The organism is Bradyrhizobium cedriense (genome assembly GCF_054602315.1).
The window spans coordinates 492,306-512,273 of record NZ_JBTSWB010000003.1 but is presented as its reverse complement, the minus strand read 5'-3'; the positions used below and the strand labels follow the sequence as shown (position 1 = coordinate 512,273).

General features: G+C 64.4%; 17 protein-coding genes. 7 read left to right on the top strand and 10 right to left on the bottom strand.

Features of this window, described 5'->3' with window-relative positions:
- Positions 1–42: 42 nt before the first annotated feature.
- The 4 genes from purF to ACYCVF_RS14110 form a co-directional block, all read right to left on the bottom strand.
- Positions 43–1,566 carry an amidophosphoribosyltransferase gene (gene purF, locus ACYCVF_RS14125; protein WP_459596105.1) on the bottom strand — a complete coding sequence of 508 codons (1,524 nt, stop codon included), beginning with the start codon at positions 1,564–1,566 and terminating at the stop codon, positions 43–45.
- 28 nt (positions 1,567–1,594) lie between these two features.
- Positions 1,595–2,224 (bottom strand): CvpA family protein, encoded by a 630-nt coding sequence (locus tag ACYCVF_RS14120; RefSeq protein WP_459596104.1) that lies wholly within the window; start codon positions 2,222–2,224, stop codon positions 1,595–1,597.
- 169 nt (positions 2,225–2,393) lie between these two features.
- Positions 2,394–3,839 carry a DNA repair protein RadA gene (gene radA / locus ACYCVF_RS14115; protein WP_459596103.1) on the bottom strand — a complete coding sequence of 482 codons (1,446 nt, stop codon included), beginning with the start codon at positions 3,837–3,839 and terminating at the stop codon, positions 2,394–2,396.
- A gap of 97 nt (positions 3,840–3,936) precedes the next feature.
- A complete protein-coding gene (locus tag ACYCVF_RS14110; protein WP_459596102.1) occupies positions 3,937–5,340 on the bottom strand; it encodes an adenylate/guanylate cyclase domain-containing protein in 1,404 nt (467 codons plus the stop codon).
- A gap of 395 nt (positions 5,341–5,735) precedes the next feature.
- Between ACYCVF_RS14110 and ACYCVF_RS14105 the strand changes: the two genes are divergently transcribed.
- Positions 5,736–6,884: an ABC transporter substrate-binding protein gene (locus ACYCVF_RS14105; protein WP_459596101.1), complete on the top strand. Its 1,149-nt coding sequence runs from the start codon at positions 5,736–5,738 to the stop codon at positions 6,882–6,884.
- A 17-nt stretch (positions 6,885–6,901) separates the two neighbouring features.
- Positions 6,902–8,953 carry a putative bifunctional diguanylate cyclase/phosphodiesterase gene (locus ACYCVF_RS14100; protein WP_459596100.1) on the top strand — a complete coding sequence of 684 codons (2,052 nt, stop codon included), beginning with the start codon at positions 6,902–6,904 and terminating at the stop codon, positions 8,951–8,953.
- A 7-nt stretch (positions 8,954–8,960) separates the two neighbouring features.
- Here ACYCVF_RS14100 and ACYCVF_RS14095 read toward each other — a convergent pair whose 3' ends face one another.
- The gene (locus ACYCVF_RS14095) at positions 8,961–9,686 is read right to left on the bottom strand and encodes a sulfite exporter TauE/SafE family protein (RefSeq protein ID WP_459596099.1); all 726 of its coding nucleotides are present in this window, start codon (positions 9,684–9,686) and stop codon (positions 8,961–8,963) included.
- Between the two features lie 301 nt (positions 9,687–9,987).
- Between ACYCVF_RS14095 and ACYCVF_RS14090 the strand changes: the two genes are divergently transcribed.
- A complete protein-coding gene (locus tag ACYCVF_RS14090; RefSeq protein WP_459596098.1) occupies positions 9,988–10,764 on the top strand; it encodes a potassium channel family protein in 777 nt (258 codons plus the stop codon).
- Between the two features lie 202 nt (positions 10,765–10,966).
- On the opposite strand, the gene ACYCVF_RS14085 is transcribed toward ACYCVF_RS14090, so the two are convergent.
- Positions 10,967–11,737, bottom strand: coding sequence for an exodeoxyribonuclease III (locus tag ACYCVF_RS14085; RefSeq protein ID WP_459596097.1), 771 nt, complete (start codon positions 11,735–11,737; stop codon positions 10,967–10,969).
- 39 nt (positions 11,738–11,776) lie between these two features.
- Here ACYCVF_RS14085 and ACYCVF_RS14080 point away from each other — a divergent pair, with 39 nt between their 5' ends.
- A complete protein-coding gene (locus tag ACYCVF_RS14080) occupies positions 11,777–11,995 on the top strand; it encodes a hypothetical protein (protein WP_459596096.1) in 219 nt (72 codons plus the stop codon).
- Positions 11,996–12,008: 13 nt separating this feature from the next.
- On the opposite strand, the gene alr is transcribed toward ACYCVF_RS14080, so the two are convergent.
- From alr to ACYCVF_RS14065, 3 genes are all read right to left on the bottom strand, one after another.
- Positions 12,009–13,232, bottom strand: coding sequence for an alanine racemase (gene alr / locus ACYCVF_RS14075; protein WP_459596474.1), 1,224 nt, complete (start codon positions 13,230–13,232; stop codon positions 12,009–12,011).
- 46 nt (positions 13,233–13,278) lie between these two features.
- Positions 13,279–14,787, bottom strand: coding sequence for a replicative DNA helicase (locus ACYCVF_RS14070; RefSeq protein WP_459596095.1), 1,509 nt, complete (start codon positions 14,785–14,787; stop codon positions 13,279–13,281).
- A 756-nt stretch (positions 14,788–15,543) separates the two neighbouring features.
- Positions 15,544–16,794, bottom strand: a complete 1,251-nt coding sequence (locus tag ACYCVF_RS14065) for a class I SAM-dependent methyltransferase (RefSeq protein ID WP_459596094.1) — start codon at positions 16,792–16,794, stop codon at positions 15,544–15,546.
- A 274-nt stretch (positions 16,795–17,068) separates the two neighbouring features.
- Here ACYCVF_RS14065 and ACYCVF_RS14060 point away from each other — a divergent pair, with 274 nt between their 5' ends.
- The 3 genes from ACYCVF_RS14060 to ACYCVF_RS14050 all read left to right on the top strand — a co-directional run bounded on the left by ACYCVF_RS14060 (position 17,069) and on the right by ACYCVF_RS14050 (position 19,205).
- Positions 17,069–18,025: a hypothetical protein gene (locus tag ACYCVF_RS14060; RefSeq protein WP_459596093.1), complete on the top strand. Its 957-nt coding sequence runs from the start codon at positions 17,069–17,071 to the stop codon at positions 18,023–18,025.
- Between the two features lie 104 nt (positions 18,026–18,129).
- The gene (locus ACYCVF_RS14055; RefSeq protein ID WP_459596092.1) at positions 18,130–18,726 is read left to right on the top strand and encodes a TetR/AcrR family transcriptional regulator; all 597 of its coding nucleotides are present in this window, start codon (positions 18,130–18,132) and stop codon (positions 18,724–18,726) included.
- Between the two features lie 11 nt (positions 18,727–18,737).
- Positions 18,738–19,205 (top strand): PaaI family thioesterase, encoded by a 468-nt coding sequence (locus ACYCVF_RS14050; RefSeq protein WP_459596091.1) that lies wholly within the window; start codon positions 18,738–18,740, stop codon positions 19,203–19,205.
- A 113-nt stretch (positions 19,206–19,318) separates the two neighbouring features.
- Here ACYCVF_RS14050 and rplI read toward each other — a convergent pair whose 3' ends face one another.
- The gene (rplI, locus tag ACYCVF_RS14045; protein WP_459596090.1) at positions 19,319–19,921 is read right to left on the bottom strand and encodes a 50S ribosomal protein L9; all 603 of its coding nucleotides are present in this window, start codon (positions 19,919–19,921) and stop codon (positions 19,319–19,321) included.
- Positions 19,922–19,968 lie beyond the last annotated feature (47 nt).

The window sequence follows — 19,968 nt, the reverse complement described above, 5'->3', positions numbered from 1 at the left end:
AGCAACCCGCCGACAATCGCAACGAGTGGCTGAGTCGTTGCACTAGCTCGCCTCCGCCAGCAAAGACAATTGCCGCGGCTGCGGCTCGGTCTGGGTCTGGTCGGTGAGGTGGGTCGGATAGGCCCCGGTGAAGCAGTGATCCGAGAACTTCGGATTGGCGGGATCGCGGCCGGGCTCGCCCATGGCGCGGTACATGCCATCGATGGACAGGAAGGCGAGCGAGTCCGCGCCGATGATCTCGCGCATCTCCTCCAGCGAATGCGTCGCGGCGAGAAGGCCGCCGCGGTCGGGCAAGTCGATGCCGTAATAATCGGGATAGAGGATCGGAGGCGAGGCGAGGCGGAAATGGACTTCCTTGGCGCCGGCATCGCGCATCATGCGCACGATCTTCTTCGAGGTGGTGCCGCGCACCAGCGAGTCGTCGATCAGGATGATGCGCTTGCCTTCGATCGCGGCGCGGTTGGCCGAATGCTTCATGCGCACGCCGGATTCGCGGATCGCCTGCGTCGGCTGGATGAAGGTGCGGCCCACATAGTGGTTGCGGATGATGCCGAGCTCGAACGGCACCCCGGAATGCTGGCTGTAGCCGACCGCGGCAGGCACGCCTGAATCGGGCACCGGCACGACGACGTCGATCGGCACGTGGCTTTCGCGTGCGAGCTGCGCGCCGAAGGCCTTGCGCACCTCGTAGACCGAGCGGCCATGGACGATGGAGTCCGGACGCGAGAAGTAGATGTATTCGAAGATGCAGGGACGCGGCGCCATCGGCGGGAAGGGCTTGTGGATGTCCTGGCCGTTCTCGTCGAACACGATGACTTCGCCGGGCTCGATGTCGCGCACGAAGCGGGCGCCGATAATGTCGAGCGCGCAGGTCTCCGACGTCAGGATCGGGCAGCCGTCGAGCTCGCCGAGCACCAGCGGGCGGATGCCGCGCGGATCGCGCGCGCCGACCAGCTTCTTGTTGGTCAGCGAGACCAGCGCATAGGCGCCCTCGATCTCGCGCAGCGCGTCGATATAGCGCTCGATGAAACGGCTGCGCTTGGAGCGCGCGACCAGGTGCAGGATCACCTCGGTGTCGGTGGTCGACTGCATCATCGCGCCGCTTCTGACGAGCTCGCGGCGCAGCGTCAGGCCGTTGGTGAGATTGCCGTTATGGGCGACGGCCAGACCGCCGGCATTGAGCTCGGCGAACAGCGGCTGGACGTTGCGCAGGATGGTGGCGCCGGTGGTGGAATAGCGGACATGGCCGACCGCGACATTGCCGGGCAGGCGGTCGATCACCTCGCGGCGGGAGAAGGTGTCGCCGACGAGGCCGAGGCGGCGTTCGCTGTGGAAGCGGCTGCCGTCGTAGGAGACGATGCCGGCGGCTTCCTGGCCGCGGTGCTGGAGGGCGTGAAGGCCGAGCGCCGTGATGGCGGCCGCATCGGGGTGACCGTAGATGCCGAACACGCCGCATTCCTCGCGCAGCGTATCTCCCTCCAGATCGTCCTGAACCTCCAGCGCGGCCGGGCCCGGAACGGCGTTCGGGTCGAGATCAAGTTGGGCGTCCTGGTCAGGGTATCGCATCTCGTTCTCGCCTCTCTTTAAGGGCCAATCAACGCGCCGCAGGTTTCTCGATCAGCTTTTTCATGCCGTCGCGAGCGGATTTACTGTACCCGTCGCCACTGCCCGAAGGCTGCTGCTCGGATTCAGCTTGATCATCTTCTGGTTTGTTTTTCTTGAATTTCTTCAAGATGGTGTTCTCGGGGTCGTCAGGCAAGAGGGCCATCAGCCAATCCCCGGTTCCCTGGAGCACGACGCGGGACTTGGCCCCCGTGACCCAGTCCGGGCGCTGCTTGTCCGGCACCAGCCAAGTGAAGAACAGGAAGGCGACCACGACGATCAAAAGCCCGCGAGCCAGACCGAACAGGAAGCCGAGGGTGCGATCCAGCGCGCCGATCCGCGAATCCAGGATCATGTCGGAGATGCGGACGGTGATCACGGAGACCACGACCAGAGTACCGACGAACACGCCGGCGACGACGACCACGCTCGCGACCGTGTCGTTGTTGAAGTAGGTCTTGGCGGTCGGCAGCAGTTTCGAGAACGAGTACAGCGTCACGATCGCCGCCGCGCCCCAGGCCGCGATCGACAGGATTTCGCGCATGAACCCGCGGACCATGGCGAGCAGGCCCGAGATCAGCATCACACCGAGCAGGATCAGGTCGAGGAGTGTAACTGGCATCGGCTGGTCTGGTCCGCTCGTACTCTCAAAGGTGCTCTAGCCGAATCGGTGTTGGGCCGCTGCCCTAAAAGAGGGGCAGACGGCGTTCCCGGCAAGGCCGCAACCACGCAATCCCATGCTGCTTTTGTGACGGCTGTATAGCGGCGGGGGCCTCCGTCGTCACCTCCACCTAGCCCTCTCCGCGGCGGAATCTTGCCGGTGTGGCATTTTTCTCGGCCGGTCCGTTCGATTCGCCCCGGCGGGAGCCGCGGGCCGCGATTTCGGCGACCAGCGTCGTCAGGCTGTTCACCGCATTCAGCGACAATCCGGCATCGCCGCCGGTCTCGCCGCGGGCCGATTCGGGCAGCACGGCGCGCTGGAAGCCGAGTTTTGCAGCTTCTTTCAGCCGGGCCGGGGTCTGCGCCACCGGGCGGACCACGCCAGAAAGCGAGATCTCGCCAAAATAGACGGCATCGGTCGGTAACTGTGCATTAACCAGGGATGACACCAGCGCGGCTGCTGCGGCGAGATCAGCCGCCGGCTCATGGATGCGCAGGCCGCCCGCCACGTTGAGATAGACGTCGTGGCCGGACAGCTTGACCCCGCAATGCGCCTCCAGCACCGCCAGCACCATCGACAGCCGGCTCGGATCCCAGCCGACCACGGCGCGGCGCGGGGTGCCGAGCGAGGTCGGAGCCACCAGCGCCTGCAATTCGACCAGGACGGGCCTCGTGCCTTCGATGCCCGCAAAGACTGCGGTGCCGGGCGTGCCGAGATCGCGCTCGGAGAGGAACAGCTCCGAGGGGTTGGTGACCTCGCGCAAGCCAAGGCCCGTCATCTCGAACACGCCGATCTCGTCGGTCGGGCCGAAGCGGTTCTTCACGGCGCGCAGGATGCGGAATTGCTGCGAGCCTTCGCCCTCGAACGACATCACCGCATCGACCATGTGCTCGACCACGCGGGGACCTGCGATCTGGCCATCCTTGGTGACGTGGCCGACCAGGATGATGGCGGCGCCGGTCTTCTTGGCAAAACGGATCAGCGCCTGTGCCGAGGCGCGCACCTGGGTGACGGTCCCGGGCGCGGATTCCACCGTGTCGGTCCACATGGTCTGGATCGAATCGATCACGATCAGCCGGGGCACCGCGCCCTCCGACAGCGTCGAGACGATATCCTCAACGGAGGTTTCGGCGGCGAGCTGCACCGGCGCATCCGACAGCCCGAGCCGCTCGGCGCGCAGGCGCACCTGGGCGACCGCCTCTTCGCCGGAGATGTAGACGACGCGGTGGCCGGCACGCGCCAGCAGGCTGGTCGCCTGCGTCAGCAGCGTCGACTTGCCGATGCCGGGATCGCCGCCGACCAGCAGCACCGAGCCGCGAACGAAGCCGCCGCCGGTGACGCGGTCGAGCTCGGTCATCCCCGAGGATAGGCGCGGCGCATCGGGGCTTTTTCCGGCAAGGCTCTCCAGCGCAAACGTTCGGCCTTTGCGTTTGGAGCGGATCGACACCGGCACGCTGCCGCTGGTGTCTTCTTCCGCGAGCGTATTCCACTCGCCGCAGGACTCGCATTTGCCCTGCCAGCGATTATAGGCCGCGCCGCAGTTCTGGCAGACGAAGGAGAGGGTGGATTTGGCCATGGGAGGGAAATAGCGGTCTCGGTGGAACGGGCGGGGAGTTCTTAGCACGAATAGAGGCTGTGAAGGGCGATGGGTGCCGATGCATCCACCGCAAGCTTCAAGGCCCGACGTTAGCGCATGTCCAGATGCCGACGGGTTGCTCGAGGCCGCGAATGGTCTGTGCCGGCCGCTCGACCAGCGCTGCGAAATCGATACTCGAGTGATTCGGTTCGGCCTGGGCCTGTTGTACCAGCGCGTCGCTGACGACGATAGCGCATCCGAATTCGCGGGTCAGCGCCTCGAGGCGGCTCGCCGCATTCACGGTGGTGCCGATCACGGCGAATTCCAGTCGGTTGAGGCCGATATCGCCCAGCACCACTTGCCCGTAGTGCAGGCCGACGCTGACTTGGATCGGCGGTTCGTTGCGATCGCTACGCTCGCTGTTCAACTTGGCGATCGAGGCGATCATGCCCCTCGCGCATCGCAAGGCGTTCAGCGCATCGGAATCGCCGACGAACGGCGTACCGAAAGTCGCCATTAGTCCATCCCCGAGATACTTGTCGAGCGTTCCGCCGTGCTGGAACACCTCCCGTTCCATTCGCTCATGGAATTGCCGCAGCGTCTCGATGACGTCCTTCGGGTCGCGTCCATCGGCATAGGCGGTGAATCCCACGATATCTGCAAACAGCACCGCGACGTCCTGCGTGCGGACCCTCGCGAGGGGCTCGTCATTGCCGGAGAGCTCATCGACGACATTGGGGGAGAAGTAACGCGCCAGGTTGGCACGTTGGCGCTCGAGTCCGGCATGACTGATCAGGAGCGCATTCGAACGGCGCACCGCCAGTGCCAGGATAGCGGCCACGACGATGAATACGATCACTTGCTGGAAACGCTCGCCGAAACCGATCGAGGAGGGGTCGAGGATGTTGAACATGCGAATATCCGCACCGATCGCCTCCCTGACGCGCTCCGACAGCGCGGCATGGGTTTCCGGTTGCAGATAAGCCCAGCCGACGGCAATGGCCCAGAGTGTTCCGGTCCAGATGCCCATCGCGAGTACCGTTCGCCAGGAATAGGCGAGCGTGGCGGTGGCAAGGAAGATAAAGAAATAGATGAAGCTGTCGAACCGGAATTGCATTCCGATCGGCCAGTGGACGTTGCTCCAGGGATTGGGCACGACACTGAGGAAGGTCAACAGCGCCAGGTCGCAAAGTATCAGGAAAAGCTCGGGACGCGAACGGCCCACCTTGCCCACCTTCAATTGCGCCCAGCCGATGACGGCAAAGAAGCCTAGCATCAGGATGTAATAGACGACGTCCCAGTTCGGATTAATGAGCGACAGGGTAACGGCAGTAACCGCGAGCGCGACCCAGCGGGCCCGGACCGCCAGCAACAGGCCGTCACGCTTGCTGTCGGCAAGGGCAGCTTCGGCGAATTTCAGGGTGTCTTGTTGGTCGTCGGTTCGCCCAGCCGCTTTGCTTCGGAGCCTTGTGATATCCGCCGCTTCCGCCAGTGCGCTCAAGACACATCTCCCCCGTCAACATCAGATCGTGCGATCGTGCACGGAGCGTCGATCAAGGTGGCACGCCTGAGAACTCGCGGCCACCCAGCGATGTCATATCTGATAAACGCAGCAGCGGTCAGGCCCTCGGATAAATTCGGGCGGCTCGCTTGTTCAGCACGGGACGCGAGGGCGACGCCGCTCTCTCGCGCGTGCGTCGCCCTTCCGATGGATAGCAGTTGCAGGTTTGAGATTGCTGAGGCCAAGGAGGGGCGCCGATCGCCGGCGCTCCGATTATCTCAATTCGGCACGGCAGATATACTTTTCATTAGCCCTTTGCCGCTCTCACCGGCTGGATTTGCAAAGTGTTAGCGGACGCGGGTCCAATCTCGGAACCGATCGGGGTGGGAATGGAAATGCCGAGATTCCGACGAATATTGCTCGCTGCGGGCACGGCCTGCAGCATCTTCGCGTATGCCGGCGGTAGCCTTGCCAAGCCCATCGACGTCGTCTTCGTCAATCCTGGCAAGACCGGTGAGGTCTACTGGGATATGGTCGCGCAGACCATGCAGGCCGCCGGTCGCAAGCTCGACGCGCATGTCGAGGTGCTGACCAGCGAGCGGAATTACCGCACGATGCAGGAGCTCGGCTTGGGCGTGGTGGCACGTCCCGACAAGCCCGATTTCCTCATCCTGTCGAACGAGGAGTCCGCCGCCGTCCCGATCCTGGAGGCGGCCGAGGCTGCGGGCATCAAGACGCTGCTGCTCTCGAACACGCTGATCGGCGAGGATGCGGCGCGTTTTGGACCGCCGCGTCAAAAGCTCAAGACCTGGCTCGGCGACATCACCACCGATCTTCAGACCGCGGGCGCGCGGATGGCCAATGCGCTGATCGGGGTGGCGCGCGCCGAAAAATGGCAGAGCCCCGACGGCAAGATCCACATTCTCGGCATCGGTGGCGACGAGATCACGCCCGCCTCGATCGCCCGTAACGCCGGTCTCAAGCTCGCCGTGGATGCCGCGCCAGACGTCGTGGTGGACCGGCTGCTGTTCGCCAACTGGACGCAGTCGGAGGCCGAGCGGGTCACGGCGAATTACCTGGGCTGGGCGTCTCGCAAGGAGATCCGGCCTGCGGGCATATGGGCCGGAAACGATCCGATGGCGATCGGCGCGCTGCGCGCTGCAACCGCCGCCGGCCTTGTCCCCGGCCACAACATCCAGGTCGTGGGTCTCAACTGGTCCGAGGCCGCGTTGCGCGAGATCAAGGCGGGTCGTTTGCTCCTGACCGACGGCGGGCACTTCCTGCTCGGCGGCTGGTCGATCGTTCTCCTGCGCGACTATGCCGACGGCTGCGATTTCGCCGCCGTTTCCCCCCGTGTCGAGGTCAAGACGTCCGCGATCACGCGCGACAATCTCGCTTCGGTCGGCGATCTCATCAGGACGCGCGCGTTCGACCGGATCGACTTTACGCGGTTCCGGGCGAAGGCCGGGCGCTGCGGCCAATATGACTTCTCGCTTGATGCGCTCATCTCGTCGCTGCCGCTTGCCGAAGGCGTTGCGGACTGATGCACAAGGATGAGGCGATGACCGATCCGGATCGCAACGAGCAGGCGGCGCCGGCACGCTTGGGCTCGGTCGTCCACGCGATGATCTGGGCCACCGTGCCCGTTCTGTTGCTGGTGCAACTGCTCGCCTCCGCCGGCGTGGAGGCATCGAGCTTCTGGTCGCAGGTCAGGCAGCTCGACGCCCGCATGGCCCGCGTCGCGGAGAGCCGGGCCGAGTTGATCGCCGAGCCGCTCTGGAAGATGCGCTACGACCAAGTCACGGGCGTGCTCAACGAGATCATGCACGACGAGACGATCGCGGCAGCGGCCGTCTATGACGATACCGGCGCGGCGATTGCCCGCGTCGTTGCGCGGCCCGAAGACCAGGCGGTCGCGGAAGTCTCGCGCCCGATCCGGTACAGCAACGGCAACATGGCCGTTCAGGCCGGCCGCATCGGCATCGCCTATTCCCGTGCGACGCTCTACGCGGATGCGGGCAGCCGCCTGGTGCTGCTGTTGGTGGTCGGCCTGCTCGCAACGTTTGCGACCCTGATCGCCATGCGGATCTCCGCCAACATCTTCATCGGCCGGCCGCTGGCGGTCATGATGTCGGCGATCCAGCGCAGCAAGCAGGATGGCCGGGCCTATCCGGCGGACGTCATGTCCTCCAATGAATTCGGCCAGCTCGCGCGCGCCTTCAACGCCATGCAGCATACGACCTCAGGCGCGCTGGACCGGCTCGGGCACATGGCCACGCACGATCCGCTCACGGGGCTGCCGAACCGACGCTCTCTGACCGAGCGCCTGGCGGTAGCAAGCCGGGACGGAGGCTCGCCGGATACGCTGGTCGCGTTCTGCTTCATCGATCTCGACGACTTCAAGGGCGTCAACGACACCTTCGGTCACGAGGCCGGCGACAAGTTCCTGATTCAGATTTCGGAGCGTCTTCGTAGCGCGGTCGAAGCGGAGGACTGGGTTGCCCGACTCGGCGGCGACGAGTTCGTCGTCATTCGTCCCGAGGTGAGCCACGAGCAGGCCGCGTACGCATTCGCGCAGCAGGTGCTGGAGGCCATTTCCGAGCCGATCCGCCTCCACGACAAACAGGTGGTGCCGCGCGCCAGCATCGGCCTTGCCGTACGCCGCGCCGACGATCCGGAGCTGTCGCATCTGCCGACACTCGCCGACATCGCGCTCTATCATGCCAAGAGCAAGGCGCCAGGCACGGTTGCCGTGCTGGACGAAGCGCTCCAGCGCGACTACCGCCGCCGCAGGGATCTCGAGCTCGCAATTCCCACCGGCTTCGCCGAGGGGCAGTTCGAGGTCTGGTACCAGAGTCAGGTCGATCTCGAAAGCCACGAGGTCGTCGGTCTGGAAGCGCTGATCCGCTGGCGCCATCCCGAACATGGCGTGATCGGCCCCGGCGAGTTCTTGCCGCTGATCGAGCGCAGCGGCAACAATGCGCGGTTGACCCGCTACGTATTGACCGATGCCTGCTGGGCCTTGCAGCGGCTGGCGGCCGCCGGCAAGCCGCAGATACGGATCGCGATCAATTTGCCGCCGTCCGAACTTGCCGACCATTCGCTCGCCGCCGAGCTGCGCGCGACTTGCGCGCGCTTCGGTGTCGCGGCATCAATGCTCGAGCTCGAGATCACCGAGGGATCGCTGATCAACAACATCGCCAGCGCCTCCGAAACGCTGCATCGCCTTCGGCGCCTCGGCGCCACGATCGCGCTCGACGATTTCGGCACCGGCTATAGCTCGCTCGCTCATCTCAGGCGCTTCCCGCTCGACAAGGTCAAGATCGACAAGGCGTTCATCCGGGAGATTCCCGACAGCGCCGAAGACAAGGCCATCGTCGGCGTCATCGCATCGCTCGCCGGCACGCTGGGGCTGACGCTGGTCGCAGAAGGCATCGAGCGCGCCGAGCAGGCACTGGCCATGCGCGAGATGGGCGTGAGATTCGGGCAGGGCTTCCTGTATCACAGGCCGCAATCGATCGACGCCGTGCTGCAATGGCTCGAGGGTCAACCGGCAGCCGGAAGTCGCGTCCTCGCCGCCAGCCCATCGATCGCGCCCGAATTCGCCGCCTGAGACTCCTTCACGTCTGCGTCGCGGTCCAGAGCATCGAGAGCCCGGCCGCAATCATGATCCCGTCCATCAGCAGACGGAAGGCCTCCGGCTTGAGGTGAAGCACGAAGCGCTTGGCGATGAATGCGCCCGACATCAGCGAGGAGCCCGCGATCAGGCCCTTGATGAAGATCTCGCCGGTCAGCGCGCCGAAACGCTCGAAGGTCACGGATTTCGCGAAGTAGAGGCCGAGCGAGGAAGCCGCTTCGGTGGCGAGGAAGGCGCCCCTGGACAGGCCGTAGAACAGGAACAGCGGCACGCTGAGCGGGCCGGTCGAGACCACGACGCCGGTGAGATAGCCGATGACCGCGCCGCCGATGGCGAGGTGCCAGAGATTGGCCTTCAGATCGTGCCGCGCCAGCCAGTGCCGCACCGGCACCATGGCGATCAGGAAGATGCCGATCGTGAGATCGACGGTATGCGAGGGCAGCGCCAGCAGCGTCCGCGCGCCGAGCGCTGCCGCCGGAATGCCGGTCACCGAATAGGCCGCGCAGGCCCGCCAGTCGACCTCGCGCCACCACGCCAGGATGCGCGAAAAATTCGCCATCACTGAAGCCACAGCCATGATCGGCACGGCTTCCTTCGGCCCATAGGCATAGACCAGCACCGGCATCAGCATGATCGACGAGCCCGTGCCGACGATGCCTGAGATGGTGCCGGCCGCGAGGCCGACGGTGAGGACGAAGAGGAAGGCCAAAACCGGTCTCCGCGAATCGCAACAGTCTAGCCCCGACCAGCGATGCCGGCGATCCGCGTTCAGCGAGGGAACTGTGTTGCGTATGGCATGCCGGTGTGAGCTCCCGCCTTGAATGCAGGCGGTGAGGTCGAGAATCTCCGTCGCCATCCGGGGCGCATCTCTCCGTAACCGAGCGAGATTTCAGACGACGATGCCCCGAGATCAAATTCGCCCTTTTCAGGCGCAGAGTGGCTGAATTTGGATTGATCTTGCGGCGCGCCTTCCGAATTGCAATCATCCGAGCGAACTGAGATCTGATGTCGTGACCCTCACGTCCTTGAGAAGCAGCGTTCGCCGCCTTTACGAGGGCGCGACGCCGAGTGGCGTGCGCTTCCGCTACGCTCTGCTCGCCTTCGACATCGTGACGGTGCTGTTCATCATCGCAACCTCGTTCCTCCATCCCAGTGAGATCGTTGAAGCGCTCGATGTCCTGTTTGGGGCGATGTTGCTTGCCGACTTCTCGGCGCGGCTCCTCGTCGATCCGCATCCACTTCGGAAGTTCACTCAGCTCGCGACGTGGGCTGACATGGTTGCCATTGTGTCTTTCCTGGCGCCGCTTGCCGGCGAGGCGGGCGGATTTCTCCGGATTCTGCGAACCTTGGGGCTGCTTCGTGACTACCAGATGCTGGTGAGGCTGCGCATCGATTCTCCGTTCTTTCGTCGCAACGAAGACGTCATCTTCGCCGTCACGAACCTGGCAGTTTTCATATTTGTCATGACCGGGATCGTCTACGAGACTCAGAAGTTTCGGAACGATGAGATCCGGAACTATGCCGATGCTCTGTATTTCACCGTCACGGCGCTGACAACGACCGGCTTTGGCGACATTACCTTGCCGGGAACGTTGGGCCGTCTGATCACCGTCGTGATCATGATTTTTGGCGTAACTCTATTCTTCAATCTCGCGCGGGCACTCATAAGCCCCCACAAGGTGCGATTTCCTTGCCCGGCTTGCGGGCTCCAGAGGCATGATGCCGACGCCGTGCACTGCAAGGCCTGTGGAACTCTTCTCAACATTCCGGATGAAGGAGCAATCTGAAGAACTCTCGCTGCCGGCGACGAGCGGGAGATCCTCGATGATGACATTCTGCCAGTGTTTTGCCCGACGAGTCAAATTGAATTTCGGAATATCGGTAAGATATTGATTCGGCTCGGCTCCTCTACTGTGCATGGGGTTGTTTTTCACTTTTGTGCTGGGCGGTCCGCTGGCTGACCGGTACGGCAGGAACCTGTGGTGACGGTCACCGCAACACCACCCAGGCGGGCGCGTGATCGCTCGCGCCTTCCTCGCCGCGGATATTCTTGTCGACGCCCGCTCTGGCCAGACGCGGGGCGAGGGCAGGGCTGAGCAGGAGATGATCGAGCCGCAGGCCCGCATCGCGCAGCCAGCGGTTTCGCTTGTAGTCCCAGAAGGTATAAATGCGCTTGCTCGGATGCTGCTCGCGGATCGCATCGCACCAGCCTTGTTCGACCAGCACGGCAAAGGCCGCGCGGCTCTTCGGCTGGATCAGCGCATCCTTGTCCCATGAGCGCGTCGGATAGATGTCGAGCTCGGTCGGCGCGACGTTGTAGTCGCCGGCGAGCACCACGGGCAGGTCCTGCTTGATCAAGGTTTTGGCGTGGCGCCTGAGCCGCGCGAACCAGTCGAGCTTGTAGTCGAATTTCGGCCCGGGCTGCGGATTGCCATTGGGCAGATAGATGCTGGTGACGATGACGCCGCGCACGGCGGCTTCGATGTAGCGGGCTTCGTGATCGCCGGCCTTCCCGGGCAGGCGATCGCGAGTCAACACGGGCTCGGCGTTGCGGGCGAGGATCGCCACGCCGTTCCAGGTCTTTTGTCCACGCCAGACTGCGCCATAGCCGGCTTTTTCGATGGCCGCCGCCGGAAATTCGCCATCACTTGCCTTCAACTCCTGAAGCGCGACGACGTCGGGCTTCGCGACGCGCATCCATGCCAACAGGTTGGGCAGGCGGCGGTTGATGTTGTTGATGTTGAATGTCGCGATCTTCATGTAGAGCTACGGCTCCTGCCTTCCGTCACCGGAGATACAATGTCCAAGTCGAGCTTTGTTGCCATCGCCCTCGTCATCGTGGTCTCCGGAGGCGCATCGGCACAATCGTCCGATCAGCGCGGCGCGTGCAAGGCGGACTATGACAAGTTTTGCGCCGGCATCGCACCCGGCGGAGGCATCGTCGCGTGTCTCAACGGCAAGCGTGATCAGCTCAGCGCGACCTGCAAGGCGGCGCTGGACAACCGAAAGAAGAAGTGAACAGGCAGCGCGATCAGCTCGGCGGCGGCGAGGGCACCGGCGCTGGCGCCAGCGGCTCCTCGACATTGCCGCCCCTGTAGATGCGCGCATAGCGGTGGCCGAGGCTCGTCAGCACCTCATAGCCGATCGTGCCGAAATGATGCGCGAGCTCGTCGACGGTGATGCCGTCGCCGATCAAGGTCACCATGTGGCCGCGTCGCGCTGCATTCGGCGGCAGGTCGGTGATGTCGATCGCGATCAGATCCATGGAGACACGGCCTGCGACCGGGCAGCGTTTGCCGGCCACGATGACATCGGCGCCGCGGGTTCCGTCGTTGGAGCTGGCGGCGCGGAAATAGCCGTCGGCATAGCCGACTGCGATGATGGCGAGCTTGGTCGGCCGCCGTGCGGTCCAGGTGCCGCCATAGCCGACGGTCTCGCCGCGGTCGATGGTGCGGATCTGCACGATGCGCGCCTTGAGGTCGACCACCTGCTGCATGGGATTGTCGGCCTCCGGCGTCGGGTTGACGCCGTAGAGCGCGGCTCCCGGCCGCACCAGGTCGAACTGGAAGGGCGCGCCCAGGAAGATGCCGGAGGAGTTGGCGAGGGCCGCGGGCACGCCGGCGAATTCGCTGGCGATGCTGCGGAAGGCCGCGAGCTGTCTTGCATTGACCGGGCTGTTGAGCTGCTCGGCCGAGACCAGATGGCTCATCACAAGCGTGATGCCGTGATCGCCCGCGTTGATGCGGGGGATGATGGCCTGCGCCTCCGCCAGCGTCAGACCGAGCCGGTTCATGCCGGTGTCGATGTGGATTGCGGCGCCCCCGGTCCAGCCGGTGCGGCGGCAGAACACGTCCCATTCGGCGAGCTCGTTGAGATCGCCGATCACCGGCCGGCAATTGATCTTCGCATAGTGCTCGCCGGTGTTCTGGAAGTAGCCGCCGAGCACGTAGATCGTGGGCTCGGGCACGGCCGCGCGCACCTTGCGCGCCTCCTCGATGGTGGCAACGAAGAAGGTCCTGCAGCCCGCCTTGCTGAGGGCTCGCGACACCTGCTCGGCGCCGCAGCCATAGGCGTCGGCCTTGATCACGGCCGAACACTCGGCCGGCACCGCCGTCTTCTCGAGCTTGCGCCAGTTGGCGATGATGGCGTCGAGATCGACGGTCAGTGCGCCGCCATAGGCCGCGAGCGCAGCAGCCTGATTGGCCTCTGCGGAGAGAAGGCCGGATTGCGGGGTGGTTTTCGGGTCGGACGCCATTGTCATGGCGCCGTTTTACGCAAGAGGCCTGCGTGGTTCAAGGAACTCAGTAGTCGTTACCACTGCGAGCCGGAACCTGACTGTCAGGCGCGAGGTCGCCGAACCGCGTGACTGAGGCTTCGAACGCCAAATCGACGGTGCCGGTCGGGCCGTGGCGCTGCTTGCCGATGATGACCTCGGCTTTTCCGTGCGCAAGACTCATGTCGAGCTGCCACTTCTCGTGCTCGGGCGTACCGGGGCGCGGCTCCTTCATGGCGAGGTAATATTCCTCGCGGTAAACGAACAACACAACGTCGGCGTCCTGCTCGATCGAGCCGGATTCACGCAGGTCCGAGAGCTGCGGCCGCTTGTCGTCGCGCGATTCGACCTGGCGCGAGAGCTGCGACAGCGCGATCACGGGAACGTTGAGCTCCTTGGCCAGTGCCTTCAGGCTGGTCGTGATCTCCGTGATTTCCTGCACGCGATTATCGCTCCGCTTGCCCGAACCCGAGAGCAGCTGGATGTAGTCGATCACGAGGAGATCGAGGCCCTTCTGGCGTTTCAGCCGGCGGGCGCGCGCCATCAGCTGTGCGATCGACAGGCCGCCGGTGGCGTCGACATAGAATGGCAGCGACTGCAGCTCGATCGAGACCTCCCGGATCTTCTCGAAATCGGCTTCCGAGATGCCGCCGCGACGGATGTGGGAGGAGGGGACGCCGGTGCGCTCGGCCACGATACGCGTTGCGAGCTGGTCGGCCGACATTTCGCAGGAGAAAAAGCCGATCACGCCGCCATTGGCGGCCTTCGTGGTACCGTCGGCCTGGACTTCCGGAACGTAGGCTCGTGCGACATTGTAGGCGATGTTGGTCGCAAGAGAGGTCTTGCCCATGCCCGGACGGCCCGCGACGATGATGAGGTCGGAGTGCTGCAGGCCCCCCATCTTGGTGTCGAGGTCGCGCATGCCCGTCGAGATGCCGGACAGCTTGCCGTCGCGCTGGAACGCCTTTGCGGCGAGATCGACCGCGACCGCCAGTGCCTGCGAGAATTTCTGGAAGCCGCCGTCATAGCGGCCGGATTCAGCAAGCTCGTAAAGCTTCCGCTCGGCGTCCTCGATTTGCGCCCGCGGCTGGAAATCAACAGGCGCGTCATAGGCGACGTTGACCATGTCCTCGCCGATGCCGATCAGGTCGCGCCTCAGCGACAGGTCGTAGACGGTGCGGCCATAATCCTGGGCGTTGATGATGGTGGTCGCTTCGGCGGCGAGCCGCGCAAGATATTGCCCGATGGTCATGCCGCCGACATCGGTATCGGCGGGCAGGAACGTCTTCAGCGTGACGGGCGTCGCGATCTTGCCCATCCGGATCAGGCTGCCGGCGGTCTCAAAGATGGTCTGGTGCAGCGGCTCGAAGAAATGCTTCGCCTCCAGGAAGTCGGAGACGCGGTAGAAGGCGTCGTTGTTGACCAGGATCGCGCCGAGAAGGCTCTGTTCCGCCTCGATATTATGCGGCGCGCTCCGATAGGCGGGAGTTCCGGAATCGGGCGCGAGTTTGAGAACGTTCGAATCAGTCAGGGCCATGGTCGGACGTGCTTAGCAATTTTCTTTGGCGGATGCGGGGCCGGGATAAAGCGCCGCCGCAGGCGAAAGCGGAAGCAAAAGCTGACCGCTATCAACCGCTCAGTTAAAATGGTGGATGATTGGCAGCCGCAGCACGCGCCGCGCTTGACGCATTTTCGCGGAACCGCTCGGGCTGGAAACGGCCGCGACCGCGGCATGGAAATATAATGAAACCGTGAACCTAATGGATTGGCGCGCCGACGTATTCAAAAGCGCGCCGAACGACGCGCGCCGAGAGCTGCGGCTCGGATCAGACCAGCAGGAGATAGACCAGCGCAACCAGGGCCGCCCCGACTCCGGTGACGATCAGGGCAAAATCGGTGCGGAGGTCGTCCTGCACGTCGAATGAGGTTTGGGTCTCTTTGCTCATGGCGACGATCTAAGCCAGGACCGATCAGACTTATGTGAAGCAGATCACATCTCCCCGGATTCTTTCGGGGTAGTGCCGGAACAGGCAGGCGGGCAGGGGGTTATCCCCGTCCGGCCAGCAGAGAGACGAGGCAGACGATGCGGCCAGAACGGCAGCACCAGATGTGGCGGAGCGAGGCAGGCAGCCGGCTATGGCTGTCCGGCCTGATTGCGGCGATGGAGCACATCGAGCGACCGGATGTGCGGCGCCAGCCTGTCGCACCCGAACTCCTCGCGGAGGTGCGCGCCCAATTGGCGTTAACGGAATCTTTCCGGCTCTCCCAGATTTCGACCCTGCGTCATTAGCGCTCATTCGCCGGCGAGCTTTAGCCTGGGCTTGGTGCCGCTTTCGAGGCCTCGCAGCCGGGCCTCTTCCCGAGCGATGTAGTCGCGCGTCATGGGCACCACGCCCTGGCGGCGGGTAATCTGGATCTGGAAGTTCATCATGTCCTGCTTGCGGAACGTCATCTCACAGGCCGCCAGATAGAACTCCCACATCAGGGCGAAGCGCTCGTCGTAGAGCTGGACGGCCTCCTCGCGCCGCGCCATGAAACGCTCCCGCCAGGCCTTCAGCGTCTCGGCATAGTGCAGGCGCAGTATCTCGATGTCGCAGACCAGGAGGCCCGCTCGCTCGATCGCCGGCAGCACCTCCGAAAGCGCGGGGATGTAGCCTCCGGGAAAGATGTATTTGGCGATCCAGGGATTGGTCGAGTCAGGGCCTTGCGAACGGCCGATCGAGTGCAGCAGCATGACGCCGTCCTCGTTCAGCAGTTCGGCGCAGCGCTTGAAATAGGCGTCATAGAACCTTGCCCCGACATGTTCGAGCATGCCGACCGAGACGATGCGGTCGAACGTGCCGTCAACGTCCCGATAATCCTGGAGCTGGAATCTGGCCGAGTCCGTCAGGCCCTTTTCAGCGGCGCGCGAATTGGCGACCTGCAACTGCTCGGTCGATAGCGTGATGCCGGTGACGTCGGCGGCCGCGATCTCGGCGAGATAAAGACCGAGGCCGCCCCAGCCCGAGCCGATGTCGAGCACGCGCTGGCCGTCCTTGATCAGAAGCTTCGCTGCGATGTGGCGCTTCTTGGCCAGCTGCGCGTCGTCCAGCGACATCTCCGGCGTTTCGAAATAGGCACAGCTGTATTGCTTGTCGGCATCGAGAAAGAGTGAATAGAGCCGTCCGTCGAGATCGTAGTGATGAGCGACGTTGTTCCGGGAGCGGGTGGGGGGATTGAACTGCTTCAGGTGCCGCGTCAGGTAGCGCAGGTGCCACCACGGTTTTGCCCACTGCGGCAATAGGTCGGGTTGATCGAGCAGGATCGCGAGGGCATCAGCTATGGTGCCGCGCTCGACCACGAACTCGCCGTCCATATAGGCCTCGCCGAGCCCCAGTTCGGGATTGAGGAGGATCCTGCGCTCCGCGTCCGCAGTCGCGAAGCGCACCGCGACCGGCTCGCCGGAGCCATCGCCGAAGGTGAACTTCGATCCGCTCGCGCTGGTCACCGTCATCGACCCGCGGCGAATGAATTGAGACAGGAATCTGCGCAACAAACGGTCCATCGACACTTCCTCTCGAGCGAACCCGAAAGATGCGACTAACCCGGCTTTCACGTCTGACGCCCAGGCGCCGCAGCGGTTCCTATGCGTTTGCATCCAAATCTAGCGAGGCGGTTCCGCTTGCGCTATTGCACTGTATTCAAAGCCGATATTCGAAAACCGCTTAATCACATCCTTGCGCGTGGACCTGCTTCCATTCGCGGCTCAATCGGTTAAAAGGTGACCGCCGCCGCGCCGAATGCGGGCTGGTTGGCGGATTTCAACGGAGATAATTAGAATGTCGAGCCGAGCGCTCAGCCTCGCGACGGTATTGCTTCTGATCGGCTTCGGCGCGGCCGATTCCGTTTATGCGCAGGCAACGAACCTCGAAGCCGGCAAGACCCCGTCCCAGCTCTTCTCGCAGACCTGCAATGTCTGCCACAAGAGCCCGCGCGGACTGTTGAAGTCTGTAGCCCCGGGTTCGCTTCCAGGCTTCCTGCGCCAGCACTACACCACGAGCTCGGACATGGCGGGCGTCCTCGCCACCTACCTGATCTCCAACGGCGCCACCGACACCCGCTACCAGGCCAAGGACGGCAAGAAGGACGGCGCCAAGGAAAAGGAAGCCACCACTGCTCCAGCCCAGTCGCCCGAGCATCAGGGCCGCCGCCAGCGCTCGCAAGATGCCGCGAGGACGGAGGACGAGGGTGCCGCTCCGGCCGCCGACGGCGCGCGCCAGAAGCGCGCTGCACGGCCAGCCGAGGAAGGCGCGAAGCCGGAGGGGCAGGCAGCACCGGAGGCCCGCAAAGGCAAGCGGCGCGCTAAGCCCGGGACCGAGGAAGCCCCCAAGGTCGATGCCGCCGTGCCGGCTGCCGAGGACAAGAAGACCGAGCCAAAGCCTGAAGCCATCAAGCCTGACGGCGCCAAGGCCGAGCCCGATGGCAGCAAGGCGTCGGAGAAGCCCGCCGACACCAAACCGGATAGCGCGAGGGTCGCGCCGGCCGGTAACGAAGCTCCATTGCGACCCGATCCGGTCCCGCAGGTGACGCCGGTTCCACCTGCCGCCGCAAAACCAGCCGAGCCGGCCGCGCCGAAGCCGGCAGAAGAGGCCGCTTCCAAACCGGCCGCGCCTGCGGCCAGCTCCGAACCGGCGGCCAAGCCCCAGCAGGAGCCAGCACCGCCCGCGGCCGCTGCAGCCCCGCCCCCGGCGCCAACCGGGTCGTCCGGTCCGCCCGCACCGCCGATCTCGCGCTAGATCCGTTACCTTATGCGATACGCGGAGGCCGCCTTCATGGCGGCCTCCATATCGTATTGACCAAGTCTAGAGTGTCACTCTAGAGTATTGCTCTAGGAGGGTCGATGACGACGAGCGTGCGAGACGACCTGTTGGCAGCCGGGCTTATCGTCTTCGACCGAGTCGGCTTCGAAGCCGCAACTGTCGCCGCGATCCGCGCGCGGGCGCGCGCCTCCAACGGCAGCTTCTTTCATGCCTTCGGCTCCAAGAAGGAGCTCGCGGGCGCGCTGTTCCTGGAGGTCTTGCGGCTCTATCACGCAGCGATGCTGGCCGCGCTCGATCCCCTGCCGGGCGCGGAGCAGGGCATCGATCGCCTGGTCCGGGCACATCTCGGCTGGGTGGTCACCAGCCGGCGCGAGGCGCGCTATCTGTTCGAGATTTCGCGTAGCGAATGGGGCGAGGACGTGCGTGACGCCCAACGCGCCCAGAATGCGCGGCTTGCCGACGGCATTGAACGCTGGCGCGCGCCGCTAGTTGCGACCGGCGAGCTTCTGCCGATGACCCCGGTCATGTTCGTCAGCCAGCTCATCGGGCCGGCGCAGATCTTCTGCCGCGCGTTCCTGTCGGGGCGAGACCGCTCCGACCCGCGCGCCGAGGCCGACACGCTGATCGCCTGCGCCATCCGGGCGCTTCGGCCCCTCGATCGCATCAACAAGCAATGAGGAGAGACTGCATGCGAGCCGAAGCTGATCCGGAATTCGCGCCGATTGCCGAGCGCATCCACGCCAATGTCGGCCGGCAAGGCTTCATGAACCTGGTCGGCGCCGAGCTGTCCGAATTGTCGCGCGGCACCTGCACCATCGCCGTGGAGCGCCGGCCGGAGTTGCTTCAGCAGCACGGCTTCTTCCATGGTGGCGTGACGGCGTTCCTGGTCGATAACGCCACGACGATCGCGGCCGCCACCTCGCGTGGCCAGGCGGCGCTGACGGCGGAATACAAGCTCAATCTGTTGTCGCCCGCGGTGGGCGACAAGCTGATCTGCCGTGCCAGGGTGATCAAGCCGGGCCGTCAAGTGTCGGTGGTTGCGGCCGACGTGTTCTGCGTCAGCGGCGGTGTCGAGAAGCATACGGCGACCGCGTTGGCCTCGATCGCGATGTTGAGCGAGGACGTGGCCGCCAAAGCGAAAAGCCCGGCCGCCTGAGGTGACCGGGCTTTTAGTTCTGTTCGTCGTTCCGGGGCTCGCGAAGCGAGAACCCGGAACCTGGACATTCCGAGTCTGGTCCTTCGGTCTACCCCAGAAATGACGACTCCTGCCTACTTCTCTTCCGCAGCCGGCGCCGGTGCGACCTCGTCGTCCTGCTGGGCTTCCGGATCGAAGAACTCGCCGGCGGCGGCGATCGCCTCGGCGGCTGCGTCGCGATCCTCGTTGCGGGTCGAGATGTCCTCGCCGCGATTGATGCGCTCGGCCTCGTCCTGGCTGCGCGCGACCGTCACGGTGATCTCGATCTCGACCTCGGGGTGAACGGCGACGATGACCGTGTGCTTGCCGATGGTCTTGATCGGCGCGTCGAGCTGCACCTGCGGACGGTCGACGTGGACGCCGTCGGCCTCGAACGCCATGACGATGTCGCGCACGGTGACCGAGCCGAACAGCTGGCCGGATTCCGAAGCCTGACGGATCACGATGATGTTCTTGTCCTTGATCTTCTCGGCGACCTTGGACGCTTCGCCCTTGGCCTGAATGTTGCGGGCTTCGAGTTCCGCCTTCATGCCGTCATACTTGGCCCGGTTGTCGGCGGTGGCGCGCAGCGCCTTGCCCCGCTTGAGCAGGAAATTGCGGGCGTAGCCATCGCGAACCTTCACGACTTCGCCCATATGGCCGAGCTTGTTGACGCGCTCCAGCAAAATGACTTCCATATTCGTTCTCCTTTGAAGTGATCTGAGTTGCAGGTTTCGGGTTGGAC

Excerpts from the sequence above, each read along its gene's own strand:
- rplI (WP_459596090.1), bottom strand. The coding sequence starts at position 19,921 with ATGGAAGTCATTTTGCTGGAGCGCGTCAACAAGCTCGGCCATATGGGC.
- ACYCVF_RS14080 (WP_459596096.1), top strand. The coding sequence starts at position 11,777 with ATGTCCAAGTCGAGCTTTGTTGCCATCGCCCTCGTCATCGTGGTCTCC.
- ACYCVF_RS14055 (WP_459596092.1), top strand. The coding sequence starts at position 18,130 with ATGACGACGAGCGTGCGAGACGACCTGTTGGCAGCCGGGCTTATCGTC.
- radA (WP_459596103.1), bottom strand. The coding sequence starts at position 3,839 with ATGGCCAAATCCACCCTCTCCTTCGTCTGCCAGAACTGCGGCGCGGCC.
- ACYCVF_RS14100 (WP_459596100.1), top strand. The coding sequence starts at position 6,902 with ATGACCGATCCGGATCGCAACGAGCAGGCGGCGCCGGCACGCTTGGGC.
- ACYCVF_RS14085 (WP_459596097.1), bottom strand. The coding sequence starts at position 11,737 with ATGAAGATCGCGACATTCAACATCAACAACATCAACCGCCGCCTGCCC.
- ACYCVF_RS14070 (WP_459596095.1), bottom strand. The coding sequence starts at position 14,787 with ATGGCCCTGACTGATTCGAACGTTCTCAAACTCGCGCCCGATTCCGGA.
- ACYCVF_RS14060 (WP_459596093.1), top strand. The coding sequence starts at position 17,069 with ATGTCGAGCCGAGCGCTCAGCCTCGCGACGGTATTGCTTCTGATCGGC.
- purF (WP_459596105.1), bottom strand. The coding sequence starts at position 1,566 with ATGCGATACCCTGACCAGGACGCCCAACTTGATCTCGACCCGAACGCC.
- ACYCVF_RS14105 (WP_459596101.1), top strand. The coding sequence starts at position 5,736 with ATGCCGAGATTCCGACGAATATTGCTCGCTGCGGGCACGGCCTGCAGC.
- ACYCVF_RS14120 (WP_459596104.1), bottom strand. The coding sequence starts at position 2,224 with ATGCCAGTTACACTCCTCGACCTGATCCTGCTCGGTGTGATGCTGATC.
- ACYCVF_RS14050 (WP_459596091.1), top strand. The coding sequence starts at position 18,738 with ATGCGAGCCGAAGCTGATCCGGAATTCGCGCCGATTGCCGAGCGCATC.
- alr (WP_459596474.1), bottom strand. The coding sequence starts at position 13,232 with ATGGCGTCCGACCCGAAAACCACCCCGCAATCCGGCCTTCTCTCCGCA.
- ACYCVF_RS14065 (WP_459596094.1), bottom strand. The coding sequence starts at position 16,794 with ATGGACCGTTTGTTGCGCAGATTCCTGTCTCAATTCATTCGCCGCGGG.